At 72.5% G+C, this 13,154-nt stretch carries 9 protein-coding genes; 1 reads left to right on the top strand and 8 read right to left on the bottom strand.

What is annotated here, in order from left to right; all coding sequences use genetic code 11:
- Positions 1–99: 99 nt before the first annotated feature.
- The 7 genes from H5U26_RS10760 to H5U26_RS10730 form a co-directional block, all read right to left on the bottom strand.
- Positions 100–3,201: an error-prone DNA polymerase gene (locus H5U26_RS10760; protein ID WP_290619503.1), complete on the bottom strand. Its 3,102-nt coding sequence runs from the start codon at positions 3,199–3,201 to the stop codon at positions 100–102.
- 8 nt (positions 3,202–3,209) lie between these two features.
- Positions 3,210–4,640: a DNA polymerase Y family protein gene (locus tag H5U26_RS10755; protein WP_290619501.1), complete on the bottom strand. Its 1,431-nt coding sequence runs from the start codon at positions 4,638–4,640 to the stop codon at positions 3,210–3,212.
- A 16-nt stretch (positions 4,641–4,656) separates the two neighbouring features.
- Positions 4,657–5,271, bottom strand: a complete 615-nt coding sequence (imuA, locus tag H5U26_RS10750) for a translesion DNA synthesis-associated protein ImuA (RefSeq protein WP_290619499.1) — start codon at positions 5,269–5,271, stop codon at positions 4,657–4,659.
- Entirely contained in the window at positions 5,268–5,915 is a 648-nt protein-coding gene (locus H5U26_RS10745; protein ID WP_290619497.1) for a LexA family transcriptional regulator, read from the bottom strand. Before H5U26_RS10745 ends, imuA begins: the two co-directional genes overlap by 4 nt.
- Positions 5,916–6,058: 143 nt before the next feature.
- Positions 6,059–7,279 (bottom strand): MFS transporter, encoded by a 1,221-nt coding sequence (locus tag H5U26_RS10740; RefSeq protein ID WP_290619495.1) that lies wholly within the window; start codon positions 7,277–7,279, stop codon positions 6,059–6,061.
- Between the two features lie 105 nt (positions 7,280–7,384).
- Positions 7,385–8,206, bottom strand: coding sequence for a 2-oxo-hept-4-ene-1,7-dioate hydratase (hpaH, locus tag H5U26_RS10735; protein ID WP_290619493.1), 822 nt, complete (start codon positions 8,204–8,206; stop codon positions 7,385–7,387).
- A gap of 4 nt (positions 8,207–8,210) precedes the next feature.
- On the bottom strand, positions 8,211–9,056 hold the full coding sequence (locus H5U26_RS10730; protein ID WP_290619491.1) for an alpha/beta hydrolase: 846 nt from the start codon (positions 9,054–9,056) through the stop codon (positions 8,211–8,213).
- 107 nt (positions 9,057–9,163) lie between these two features.
- Here H5U26_RS10730 and H5U26_RS10725 point away from each other — a divergent pair, with 107 nt between their 5' ends.
- Positions 9,164–10,441, top strand: a complete 1,278-nt coding sequence (locus H5U26_RS10725) for an MFS transporter (RefSeq protein ID WP_290619489.1) — start codon at positions 9,164–9,166, stop codon at positions 10,439–10,441.
- Here H5U26_RS10725 and H5U26_RS10720 read toward each other — a convergent pair.
- Positions 10,404–13,067 carry an AMP-binding protein gene (locus tag H5U26_RS10720; protein ID WP_290619487.1) on the bottom strand — a complete coding sequence of 888 codons (2,664 nt, stop codon included), beginning with the start codon at positions 13,065–13,067 and terminating at the stop codon, positions 10,404–10,406. The two genes, H5U26_RS10725 and H5U26_RS10720, sit on opposite strands and share 38 nt — an antisense overlap.
- Positions 13,068–13,154 lie beyond the last annotated feature (87 nt).

Below are 13,154 nucleotides of genomic sequence, written 5' to 3'. Positions count from 1 at the left end.
GGCGTCCGCACGGCATTACACCCACGGCTGATCATACGGTCAAGCCGCGGTTGCGCTTGCAGGGCGCACGCCGCCGGCAAGGCCCTGCCGGGCAACCCGCTAGTGAAAATCGCGCGATTCGGCCGGCAGCGCGCCGAGTAACCGCGACTGATCCTCGACCCGGCCGGCCACCACGTGCACCACCCCCTGCCCCGCCTGCACCTGGCCGCGCACCAGCATCAGCGAGGCGCCCAGGATGGCCTCGCGCTGTGCCTGCAGCAGCTTGGGCCAGACGATGAGGTTCACGGTGCCGGTTTCGTCCTCCAGGGTGACGAAGACCACGCCCGAGGCCGTGCCCGGCCGCTGGCGATGGGTGACGATGCCGGCCACCCGCACCAGGCGCCCGTCCGGCAGGCCGGCCAGCTCCGCGGCGCGGGTCACGCGCAGGCGCTGCAGGCGCGGCCGCAGCAGCGCCAGCGGATGCCGGCCCAGCGTCAGCCCCAGGCTGCGGTAGTCGGCGGCGATGTCCTGCCCCTCGCGCGGCTCCGGCAGCGACACGGGCGACTCCACCAGCGCCTGGCCGGCCAGTAGCCCCTGCCCGCGCTGCGTGCCGGCGGCCTGCCAGCGCGCGCCGTGGCGGTGGCCGGCCAGACTCGCCAGTGCGCCGGCATCGGCCAGTGCGTCCAGCGCCCGCCGGCCAAGGCCCGCGCGTGCTGTCAGATCTTCCATGGTCGCAAACGGCGCCGCGGCGCGCGCAGCGGACACGGCCCTGCCCTCGCCCTCGGCCAGGCCGCGCACCTGGCGCAGACCGAGCCGGACCTCGGGCGCGCCATCGGCGCCCGCCTCGAGCGTGCAATCCCAGTCGCTGTGGCAGACATCGACGGCGCGAAAGCGCACACCAGCGCGGCGGGCTTCGTGGATCAGCTGCGCCGGCGCGTAGAAGCCCAGCGGCTGCGAGTTGAGCAGCGCGGCGCAGAAGGCCGCCGGTTCGTGGCACTTGAGCCAGCACGAGGCGTAGGTCAGCAGCGCGAAGCTGGCGGCATGACTCATCGGGAAGCCGTAGCTGCCGAAGCCCAAGATCTGCTGGTAGATGGCCTCGGCAAAGCCGGCCTCGTAGCCGCGCGCCGCCATGCCCCGCAGCAGCTTGTCGCGGAATTGCCCGAGCCCGCCCTTGCGCTGCCAGGCGGCCATCGAGCGGCGCACCTGGTCGGCCTCGCCGGGCGAGAAGCCGGCGGCCAGGATGGCGATCGACATCACCTGTTCCTGAAACAGCGGCACGCCCAGCGTCGGCGCCAGCACCCGTTCGAGCTCGGGGCTCGGGTAGTGCACGGGCTCCAGGCCCTGCCGGCGCCGCAGGTAGGGATGCACCATGTTTCCCTGGATCGGCCCCGGGCGCACGATGGCGACCTCGATCACCAGATCCCAAAAGGTGGCCGGCTTCAGGCGCGGCAGCATCGACATCTGGGCGCGGCTTTCGATCTGGAACACGCCGGTGGTCTCACCGCGGCTGATCATGGCGTAGGTGGCCGGATCCTCGGCCGGAATGTCCTGCAGGCGAAATTCCCGCCCGCGCCAGGCGCCGACCATCTGCAGGCAGCGGCGCAGCGCCGAGAGCATGCCCAGCGCCAGCACGTCCACCTTGAGCAGGCCGACCGCATCCAGGTCGTCCTTGTCCCACTGGATCACGGTGCGCTGCGCCATGGCGGCGTTCTCCACCGGCACCAGCTCGGACAGCGGCCGCTGCGAGATGACGAAGCCGCCCACGTGCTGCGACAGATGCCGCGGCATGCCGATCAGCTCGCCGGCCAGGGCCAGCAGCTGGCGCACCAGCAGGCCGTCCGGCGCGAAACCCTGCTTTTCAAGCTGCCCGATCAGTGCAGTATGGTCGTCCCACCAGGCAAGGGCGCGGGTGATGGCATCCACCTGCTGCACCGACAGGCCCAGCACCTTGCCCACGTCGCGCAGCGCGCCGCGCGTGCGGTAGCACTGCACGGTGCAGGTCAGGGCGGCGCGCTGGCGGCCGTATTTTTCGTAGATGTGCTGGATGACCTCCTCGCGCCGCTGGTGCTCGAAGTCGATGTCGATGTCCGGCGGCTCGTTGCGCTCGCGCGAGATGAAGCGCTCGAACAGCAGGTTCATGCGCGCCGGATCGACCTCGGTGACGCCCAGCAGGTAGCAGACGGCGGAATTGGCGGCCGAGCCGCGGCCCTGGCACAGGATGCCGCGGCTGCGGGCGAAGGCGACCAGTTCCTCGACGGTCAGGAAATAATGCTCGTAGCCCAGTTCGCCGATCAGGGCCAGTTCCTTTTCGGCCAGCGCCCGCACCGCCGGCGGGCAGCCGTCCGGGTAGCGGCGGCGCATGCCGGCCTCGGTCAGCGCGCGCAGGTGCGCGGCGGCGGTCCGGCCCGGCGGCACCACCTCCTCGGGGTACTGGTAGCGCAGCTCATCCAACCGAAAGGTGCAGCGTTCGGCGATGGCGAGCGTCTCGCGCAGCAGCGCCGCTGGGTAGAGCTTGTGCAGCGCGGCGAGCGGGCGCAGGTGCCGCTCGCCGTTGGCAAACAGCGGCGCCGCCGGGTCGCGGATGTGCGTGTGGGCGCGGATGCAGGCCAGCACGTCCTGCAGGGCCTTGCGCTCGCGCACGTGCATGTGCACATCGCCGCTGGCCACCAGCGGCCGGCCGAGGTATTTGCCAAGCGCGATCAGCGCTGCGTGGCGCTCGCGATCCTGCGGATGCAGCAGGCGCTCCCAGGCCAGCCACAGGCGCTCGCCGAAACGCTCGGCCAGGGCGCTTGCCTCGCCGCGCAGGCGGACCTCATCCAGACCCTGCGCCGGCCACTGCGGCAGCCACAGCGCCAACAGCCGGTCGGTATCGGCGTCCAGATCATCCAGCGCCAGCCGGTACTGACCCTTGGCGCTGCGCCGGCGCGCCCGGGTGATCAGGCCGCACAGCTGCGCGTAGGCCGCACTGTCGGGCGCCAGCACCACCAGCCGCGGACCGTCATGCAGTTGCAGTTCGCTGCCGACGATCAGCGGCAGGCCCAGCGGCCTGGCCGCCTGCCAGGCGCGCACGATGCCGGCCAGCGAGCACTCGTCGGTGATGGCCAGCGCGCTGTAGCCGAGCGCATGGGCCTGCGCCACCAGCTCGTGCGGGTGCGAGGCGCCGCGCTGGAAGGAGAAATTCGACAGGCAGTGCAGCTCGGCATAGCCGGGCGCTTGACGCACTGCCGCGCTCACTGCCACAGGCCGTGCAGGTAGAAGGCGCCGTCGTGCAGGTCCCGATACACCCAGCACAGGCGCCCGGCCCGGTCCTGCGCCACAAAGTAATCGCGCGCCGCCGCGCCCTCCCACCAGCCCAGCTCGATGCGCTCGGGCGCGCCGAGCAGACGCGCCGGCCTCAGGCGCTGCGGCTGCGCCAGCAGCCACGGCGGGCGCGGCGGGTGATGCGAGCCGGGCACCGCCCCCGGCCTGGCATCGGCCCCGAGATTGGCCATGGCCGCCTCCGGGCGCCGGTCCGGACTGACCGCGATCTGGCGCACGGCATCCGCGCCCAGGCGCGCCGCCAGGCGTTCGCGCAGTTCCAGCAGGCGCTGGCCGAGCACCTGGCTGCTGCCGAAAAGATCGTCCTGAATCGCCGCAGCCGGCTCGAAACGGTCCGCTTCGAGGCGCAGTTCGAGGACGCCATCCGCCAGCGTGATGCGCTCCAACTGCTCGCGCACCACCCGCAGCAGGCGCACCGGATCGCGCGTGGGCGACATCAGGCCGATCGGCTGCGCGCGCGCACGCCGGCCACTGCCCCGCAAGCGCAGTACGAACTCCCGGACCGCGCAGTCGCGGGCCCGCAGGTAGGCCGCGAACTCGCCCAGCATCATCTTGAGCGGGAACAGCAACGCCTCGCTGCTGGCGACCGGGTCGCCGAACTCGAAGCGGCGGCGGTAGCGCGCCGCCGGCACGAACGCCTCCCAGGCCTCCGGGGCACGACCCAGCAGCCGCTCCAGCGCCAGCATGGCCGTGCCCCCCAGACGCCGGCCGAGCGCATCGGCCGGCAGCGCGAGCACTTCGCCGATGCGGCGCAGGCCGGCACCGGCCAGCAGACGCAGCGCCGCATCCTCGAACGGCAGCAGCCCCAGCGGCAGCCCGCCGATGGCGCTGGCGATGTCGCTGGCGATGGCGCCGGTTTCGCGCACCGGCCGCTGCAAACCGGCATCCGCACGCGCCAGCAGCAGGCTGCAGCCGAGCGTCGGGGCAACGCCAAACTGCACCCGATACGCCGGCAGGTCCGCCAGCAAGGCGCCGACCAGCCCATCCCAGCCGCCAAACAGGTGCGCGCTCGGCCCGACCTGCACCCACACCGCCTGCCGCTGCCGGCACACGGTGACCGGCGTGCCGAAGCGGTACAGCCAGCAGGCCAGGGCGTCCAGGGCCGCATGCTCGGCCGCCGGCCGGCGCGGCAGGGCCAGCAACTCCGGCACCCGCGCCACGGCGGCGGGCAGCGCCATGCCCCGGCGCAAGCCGCGCCGCGCCGCCTCGGCATTCAGGCCGTGCAGCCAGCGGCCGCGGCCGCTGTGCTCGCAGACCGCCGCCGGGCGGTCCGGCGCCAGCGTCAGAAGCTGGCCCAAAGCCTCCAGCGGCAGATCGGGAAACAGGGCGCAGATCCACGGCATGACGATCGCCCGCTACTCACGCCGCCACCGGCAGGTCGACGCAGCGGTGCAGCAGGCCGTGACCGGCCCGCCCGCCGCGGCACTTGAGAACCTCCACCCGCAACTGCGCATCGGCTGCCGGCGCTACCGCCAGGCGCACCGCCGCATGGCTGTGGCCATCGGCGCGACCGGTGCGAAAACAGAACACCAGGCACTGCGCGGCATCCGCGGCCAGCTGCAGGCGCCGCTCGGCCGTGCCATCGAGCGCCCCCCAGCAGGCCAGCGCGGCAAACAGGCCGCTGTGGGCGATCTGCTCCGCCGCCCACTGCGCCTGCGCCGCATCCTGCGGGCGTATCCACAGCAGATGCTCCAGATCGACGCCGCGCGAGGCCAGCGCCGGCGCATACGGCAGGTAAGGCGGATCGATCAGCGCCACCGCGCGCCCGGCCGCGGTGCAGGCGGCCAGCGCCGGGATGATCAGCGAGAAACCCAGGCCCGCCTCGGTGCCGACGATCTGCGTCAGCGCCCCGACTGGCCAGCCACCCAGCAGCGCCCGGTCGAGGGCCTCGATACGCGTGCTGGCCAGCGCAGCCGCTGGCCGCGGGCAGTCGCCGCGCCAGACGCCCGGAATCTGCAAAACGGGCGCATTCACGGCCCCGTCCCCGGCCGGATCAGCCCGGCATAGACGCCGATCAGGCGCAGTCCGGGCGTGGCCGGATCGTAAACCTGCGGCGCAAAGGCAACCTGATCGTCATGCTCGGAGACCAGCACCACCTGGCCGGCGCGGCGCGCGTAGCGCTTCAGCGTCAGGCGCGGGTCGCCGGTTTGCGGATCGGGCACCAGCGCCGCGACCACCGCGCCCGGCGGCGGGTCCGGATCCTCGCGCACGCCGACCAGGTCATCCGGCAGCACGCCGATGTTCTTCATCGACCAGCCCTGCACCCGGAACAGCCAGTCCGGGCGCGGGCGAAACAGCGCCGGATCGACCGCCAGCCAGTCCTCGACGTGATCGGCGGCCATGATCGGCTGGCCGGCGGCGATGCGGCCGATCAGCGGCAGGCGCAGGCCGGCCGGCGCCGCCGCCAGCCGCAGCCCGCGGCTGACGCCCGCAACCTTGTGCAGCGCCCCGCGCTGCACCAGCTTTTCGATCAGCTCCGCCGCCGCACGCACCGAGCAGCCCAGACCCTGCGCCAGTTCGCGCACCGTCGGCGTGGCGCCGTGGCGCTCGAAATGGCGCTCGATGACCTGCAGCGCGGCGGCCTGGCGGGGTGGCAGTGGGGCGGGTGCTGTCGTCATGGCTACACAAATGTATAGCCCCTCGCCCGGCCGTGCAATCGGCCGGTTTGACTTCATCTGGTGTAGGAGCCCGGCTTCGCCGGGCGATCCTCATGCCGGAAGGCGATCACCGCCCAGCCAGGCTGCGCCTACCCAGGCTCCCTTCAACCCTGCGCCGCTGTGCGCCGGACCAGCACCTGCCCGAAGCCGAGGCCGATGCCCAGCAGCGCGCCGGCGCCAAGGCCGATTGCCGGCCCGCTGCCGATGCGCGCGGACACCCAGCCGATCAGGGTCACGCCGGCCGATTGGCCGAGGAAAAAGCTCGCCGCGAACAGCGACACCGCCGCACCGCGCACCCGCGGCGCCATCTGCGTGGCATTCACCTGCAGCGTGTTGTGCAGCATGTAGAAGCCCAGTCCGGCCAGCAGGCTGCCGAGGACGCCGAAAATCCACGACGGCGCGGCGGCGATCGCGCCCAGCCCCAGGCACAGGAACAGCGCGCCGGCGCGAGCCAGCCCCGCCTCGCCGAGCCCCCGCACCAAGCGCCGCGCCCCCAGCGCGTACACCAGCCCGCCGGCGCCAAACACCATCACCAGCGAGCCGGCCACCGTCAGCGACACGCCGAGCCGGTGATGCAGATGCGCAGCCATGAAGGCCAGCGGCCCGAACAGGAAGCTGCCTTCCAGGAACACGATCAGCAGCAGAATCTGCGCCCAGCGCCCGCCGAGCACCTCGCGAAAATCGCCCAGCGTGCGCGTCAGCGAGCTTGCCACGGCGCTGCCGGCGCGCCCGCTCGAGCCCGCCGGCAGGCGCCGCAGGCCGACGAACAGCTGCGCGCCGACCAGGCCGTAGAGCCCGGCCAGCACGAAATACGGCACCCGCCAGCCCAGGTGATCGGCGGCCACCCCGCCCAGCCACACGCCGCTCGCCAGCCCCGTGATCTGGCCGATCAGAAAGCGCGCCAGCACAGGCTGGCGACGCTCGTAAGGCACCACATCGCCGAGCCAGGCAATCGACAGCGGGATGATCGCCGCCGCCAGCATGCCGGCCAGCACGCGCGCCGCGCGCAGCTGCCCAAAGTCGCCGGCAAAGGCACACGCCAGCGAGGCCAGCGCACAGGCCAGCACCGCCCAGGCCACCACCCGATACTTGCCGAAGCGATCGCCGATCGGCCCCCACAGCACCTGCGAGGCGCCGTAGGCCAGGGCGTAGAAGCTGACCACCTGCGCAGTGGTGGCCAGCGGCACGCCGAAGATCTGCGCCAGCTGCGGCAGCAGGGCGTCGTTGACGCGCATCGCCATGGCGCTCGCCCCGGCGGCCAGCGACAGGCAGACGATGGCCAGCAAGGGCGGCGATCCGGCCTCGGGCGCCGGGGAATCATTCATTGACACGGACAGTCCTGTTGGCAGGGCGGCACAGCCGGGCTCCCACAATTTTCCGGTAGGCGCCTGTCTGCGCCGTGGGAAGCGCTCGATACTGTCAGCGTTTCCTCAGTCGCTGGCGCCAAACGAGAAGCCGAAACTGCCCAGGCGCCCGTAGTCGGCATGAAACACGTCACCCTGCGTCACCGGCAGGGCGCGCGTGAAGGAACCGGCCAGGATCACCTGTCCGGCTTCCAGCGCCACGCCGTGGCGGGCGAAACGCCGTGCCAGCCAGGCGATGCCGGCCGCCGGGTGGCCCAGCACGCCGGCGGCAAGACCGGTCTCCTCGATCACGCCATTGCGGTACAGCACGGCGCCGGCCCAGCGCAGGTCGATATCCTGCGGCCGCATCGGCCGCCCGCCCAGCACCACGCCGGCGCTGGCGGCGTTGTCGGCGATGGTGTCGAGCACGCCGCGTCGCTGGCCGGTTTCGGCATCCACCCGCTCGGTGCGGGCGTCGATGATCTCGATTGCCGGCTGCACGTACTCGGTGGCGCGCAGCACATCGGTGATCGACACCGTCTCGCCGGCCAGCGGCGCGCCGAGCACGAAGGCCAGCTCCACCTCCACCATCGGCACGATGAAGCGGTCGCCGGGGATCACCTCGCCGTCGCCGAAGAACATGTCGTCCAGCAGCGTGCCGTAGTCCGGCTCGCTGATGCCGAAGGCCTGCTGCATGGCGCGCGAGGTCAGACCGATCTTGCGGCCCAGCACGCGCCGCCCGGCCGTGGCCTTGTGCGCCATCCAGGCGGCCTGGATGGCATAGCTGTCGTCGATGTCCAGATTGGGAAACTCGCGCCGCAGCTGCCGGCGCGGCCGACGAGCCTGCTCGGCCGTTTCCAGCTCGGCGGCGATGCGCTGCACCGCCGCCTCATCCAGGGTTCGCGCCACCGCCTCAGCCGCCGAAGTGCTTGACGATCAGCGGGTACATGGCGTCCCAGCGCTGGGTCTGCGCCCAGTGCCCGCAGCGGTCCAGCACCACCAGCTCGGCCTGCTGCAGGTGCTTCAGGAAGTACAGGCTGGTGTCCAGCGGCACGATGCGATCCTGGCGGCCGTGCACCAGCAGCACCGGATGCGGCAGGCGCCCGAGCTGGGCCTCCGGCACGGTCAGGTCGTTCATGCCGGCGGACTGCGCCTGGAACAGCAGGTTGGTCATCTCGCGGGTCTTGGGGTCCATGGCCACCGCGTAGCGCTGCTTGATGATCTCGTCCAGGCCCGGCACGGCGGCCGGATCGTGCACGAAGCTCTCGATCACTTCCTTGTAGCGGGCCGGCCGCGGATCCTTGTAGAACTCCAGCAGGCGCTTCATTTCCCAGCTGTATTCGAACGGCGCGCCGATGGCGCCCATCAGCAGCACCTTGTCGAAGCGCTGCGGCGCCTGCACCAGCGCATGCAGGGCCAAGGCGCCGCCCATCGAGTTGCCGACCACGTGGGCGCGCTCGACGCCCAGCGTGTCCATCAGCCCCAGCACCTGCTCCACGCGATGCCCGATCCAGCCCAGAATGTGGGTCGGCAGCTCGGCTGGCAGCTCGGTCTGGCCAAAGCCGACCAGGTCCGGGGCGATCACGTAGTAGTGCCGGGCCAAGTCCGGCGCGCAGCGCAGCCAGTTGGAGGCCGCCGTGGCGCCGGGACCGGCGCCGTGCAGCAGGATGGCCGGCGGATTCTTGGGGTCACCGGCCAGCAGCACGTGGCTGGCGATGGCGCCGGACGGGATCTTTTTTTCGACGACGGATGTACTCACGGGAAACTCCTGATGGCGACAAGAAAAAGCGTACGCGCCGGCCGGCGCAGGGCGGCAATGATAGCCGCGCCCCTCGCCCCGCCGCTGACGCGACCGGCCCGCGCCGCATGACGGCCGAGGATGCACCCGCCGGCACCGGCCTGCTGCGCCGCTGGGCGCTGTACGACTTCGCCAACAGCGCCTTTCCGACCGTCATCGAGACCTTCGTCTTCGCCGCCTATTTCACGCGCCAGGTGGCACCGGACGCCATCACCGGCAGTGCCCTGTGGGGCCTGGCGGTCGGTCTGGCCGGGCTGGCGGTGGCGCTGCTGGGGCCGGTGGTCGGGGCGATTGCCGATCACGGCGGCGGACAGCGGCGCTGGCTGGCCGCCACCACGGCGCTGTGCGTGCTGCCGACCGCGGCGCTGTGGTGGGTGATGCCGCACTCGCCGCACCTGATCGGTGCCCTGCTGCTGGTCGGGCTGGCGACCATCGGCATGGAGCTGGCCAGCGTGTTCTACAACGCGCTGTTGCCGCGCCTGGCGCCGGCCGAGCGCATCGGCCGCTGGTCCGGCTGGGGCTGGGGACTGGGTTATGCCGGCGGGCTGCTGTGCCTGCTGCTGGCGCTGTTCGGTTTCGTGCGGGAAGGCGCCTGGTTCCCGTTGCCGCGCGCCGATGCCAGCCACGTGCGGGCCACCTTCGTGCTGGCGGCAGTGTGGTTCGGGCTGTTCGCGCTGCCGCTGCTGACCGCCCGCCTGCCGGGGCGGGACGCGTCCGCCGGTCGCTTCGAGCTGAAGGCCAGCCTCGGTGATCTTTGGCGCACCCTGCGCGGGCTGCCGCGGCAGGGGCCGCTGCTGCGCTTTCTGGTCGCCCGCATGCTGTACACGGATGGCCTGGCCACGCTGTTTGCGTTTGGCGGTGTGTACGCCGCCGGCAGCTTCGCCATGACCGAAACGCAGGTACTGGCCTTCGGCATCGGGCTGAACGTGACGGCCGGCCTGGGCGCGGTGGGCTTTGCCCACCTCGACGACCGCATCGGCAGCCGCAACACCATCGTCATCGCCTTGCTGGCCCTGCTGCTGGCCGGCGCCGGCACGCTGCTGGCGCAGTCGGCAACGGCGTTCTGGGTGGCCGGGCTGGCGCTGGGCATCTTCGTCGGGCCGGCGCAGGCGGCCAGCCGCTCGCTGCTGGCGCGCATGGCGCCCGAGGCGCAGCGCAATCAGCTGTTCGGACTGTTCACGCTGTCCGGCAAGGCGACGGCCTTCCTGGGGCCGCTGCTGGTCGGCGCCGTGACGCTGGCATCCGGCAGCCAGCGGGTCGGCATGACGGTGATTCTGGGTCTTTGGCTGGTCGGGCTGGCGCTGCTGCTCACGGTGCCGGCGGACCGGCCAAACGCTCGCGGATAAGCCCCGCCACCGCCTCGCGCAGCGCGCGTGCGGCGCGCTCGTGCGGCTGGCCGGGGCCCGGTCCGGCCAGCAGTTCGGTCGCCCTGATCGGCGCGCCGAAGTGGACGCTGATCCGCCCGAGCCGCGGCCAGCGCCGGTGCAGCGGCCAGGCTTGATAGGCGCCTTCGATGTACACCGGCAGCACCGGCACGTCGGTGTGCTCCAGCAACAGCCCGATGCCGGGCCGGAACGGCTCCAGCGCACCCGTCTTGGAACGGGCGCCTTCCGGAAACCACACCAGCGCATTGCCGGCGCGCAGCGCCGCGAGGCCAAAGGCCAGACTCGACAGCGCGCGCCGCTCAGAGTCCATCGGCAACACCCGCGCCAGGCGCGAGACCGCCCGCATCTGCGGGCTAGCCAGCATGATGCCGGTCCAGCCGGCCCAGCACAGGTCGCGCAGCGCCCGCCGGCCCAGCGCGGCGCCCAGCGCCGGGGCATCGAGGTAACTGCCGTGATTGGGTGCCAGCAGAAACGGCCCGCTCGCCGGTACGTGCTCGCGACCGGTCACGCGCAGCCGAAACAGCACGCGCATCAGCAGCCATGTCAGGCCCAGCAGCACGGCCCGCAGCGGCATGAGCCAGACCGGCACCGGCCTCAGCCAGCGGCGCTGCTCGGCATCCAGCGCCGCCAGCGGGTCGTCCAGCAGCGTCGCCGGCGGCGCTGTGTCGGCCAGACTCACCTCGCGCAGCAGGTCGCGCACGGTGGCAATGCGGGCGATGGCGTCCTCGGACAACTGGGCGCCACTGCGGGCTGCGATGTCCATGCCGAAATTCAGCCAGCCCAGCGAGTCGAGCCCAAGGTCGAGCTGCACGTGGCTGTCCGGCGTCAGCGGCCGGTCCGGGTAGCGCTCGCGCAGGAAATCCCACACCGCCCGCGCCCGCGGATCGCGCAGCAGCGCCTGATCGGCCGTGGCGAGCGGCGCCGCTTCCGGCGGCGGGCCGCCGGCCGCCTGGCGCGCCTGTCGATAGCGCTCGGCCAGCAGGTGGCGGCGCAGCTTGCCAAGCGCGGTGCGCGCCAGCGGCTCGAAAGTGACGGCGAACTCGACCACCCGCTGGTAACTGGGCAGTTGCCGCGACTGCTCGGCCACCGCCTGGCGCAGCGCCGCTTCGGTGGCGGCGCCGTCGGCATCGCCCAACTGCGATCGCTCCGGCACCAGCAGGGCCACCAGCCGCCGATCCACCTGCAGCACCGCCGCCTCGGCAATCAGCGGATGGGCCTGATAAACGGCCTCCACTTCTTCCGGCTGGATGTTCTTGCCGCTCTCGGTGACGATCAGCGTCGAGGCACGGCCGAGCACCTCCAGGCACCCGTCCGCCTCCAGCCGGCCCAGATCGCCGGTGCGAAACCAGCCGTCGGCCGTGAACGCCTCCTGGTTGGCCTGCGGCAGGTTGAAGTAGCCGCCAAACACGCCCGGACCGCGCACCTCGATGGCACCGGCGCCGGCCGGCAAATCTTCCTCGCCCATGTCCGGCGCCGCCAGGCGCAGCTCGGTACCCGCCACGGCGCGCCCGGCGCTGCCCGACCGGCACTGGCCCGGCATGCGCAGCGTGAGCAAGGGCGAGGTTTCGGTAAGACCGTAGCCGACCGCCACCTGCCAGCCGAGCGCCGTCAGCGCAACATCCAGATCGGCCTCCAGCGCCGCCCCGCCGCAGGCCAGCAGGCGCAGGTCCGGTGCCATCTGGCGGTGCAACGGCGCCAGCAGGCGCCGCGCCACGCTCGTGCCAAGCCGCGGCGCGGACCAGCGGGCGGCCGCCCGCAAGCCGCCCAGCAGGCGTCGCGACAACGGCGGCAAGCCGGCCACGCGCCCGTCGATGCCCTCCAGCAGCGCCCGGTACAGCCGCGGCACGCCGATCAGCACGCTGGCCCGACCCTCGCGCAGGGCCTGCATGATCTGCGCGCCGGTGGTGGCGCCCGGCAGCAGCAGCGTCACGCCGGCGACGATCGGCAGCAGCAGGCCGATCACGAACGGATACACGTGGTGCATGGGCAGCGGCAGCAGCACCCGGTCACCCGGCCGGGCCAGATCCGCCGCCGCCACGGTGCGCAGCTGGTACAGCAGATTGGCGTGACTCAGCGGCACGCCCTTGGGCGGCCCGGTGGTGCCGGAGGTGTAGAACATCACCGCCGGGCTGGCCGGGTCGATGCCCGTGTCGGCCGGCACGGCGGGCACCGGGCCGGACCCGGCCAAGGCATCGACCAACAACACCGGCGCGCCGCAACCGGCGCAGCGCGGCGCGTGCTCGGCATCGGTCAGCACCAGCACCGGCGCCGCATCGGTGAGCACATGCTGCAGGGTGTCGTCCGGGCTGTGGGCATCCAGCGGCAGCAGCACGCCGCCGGCGCGCAGCACCGCCAGCGCCCCGAGTGCCCATGGCAGGCCGCTTTCGGCCAGCAGCAGCACCCGGCCGCCAAGGCTGAGGCCCCGCGCCTGCAACCGCGCCGCGGCGGCTTCGATGCGCTGCGCAAGTTCCCGGTAGCTGAGCGCCTGTTCGCCGGCGGCGGCAAACCAGCGCAGCGCCGGTGCGTCGCCGAAGCCGTCCAGGCCCCGCAGCAGGGTGGCAATATCCGGGGCCGGGGCTATCTGCACGCTCAAGGCATCCTCCGTTGGGTGACTACTGCCGCCAGGCGGCCGCGTACCATACACCGCCCCCCTTTCGTATCACGGAGCACCGAC

Origin of the sequence: Immundisolibacter sp. (assembly GCF_014359565.1) — a bacterium.
GTDB lineage: Bacteria > Pseudomonadota > Gammaproteobacteria > Immundisolibacterales > Immundisolibacteraceae > Immundisolibacter.
This window is presented reverse-complemented; position numbering and strand designations above follow the sequence as displayed.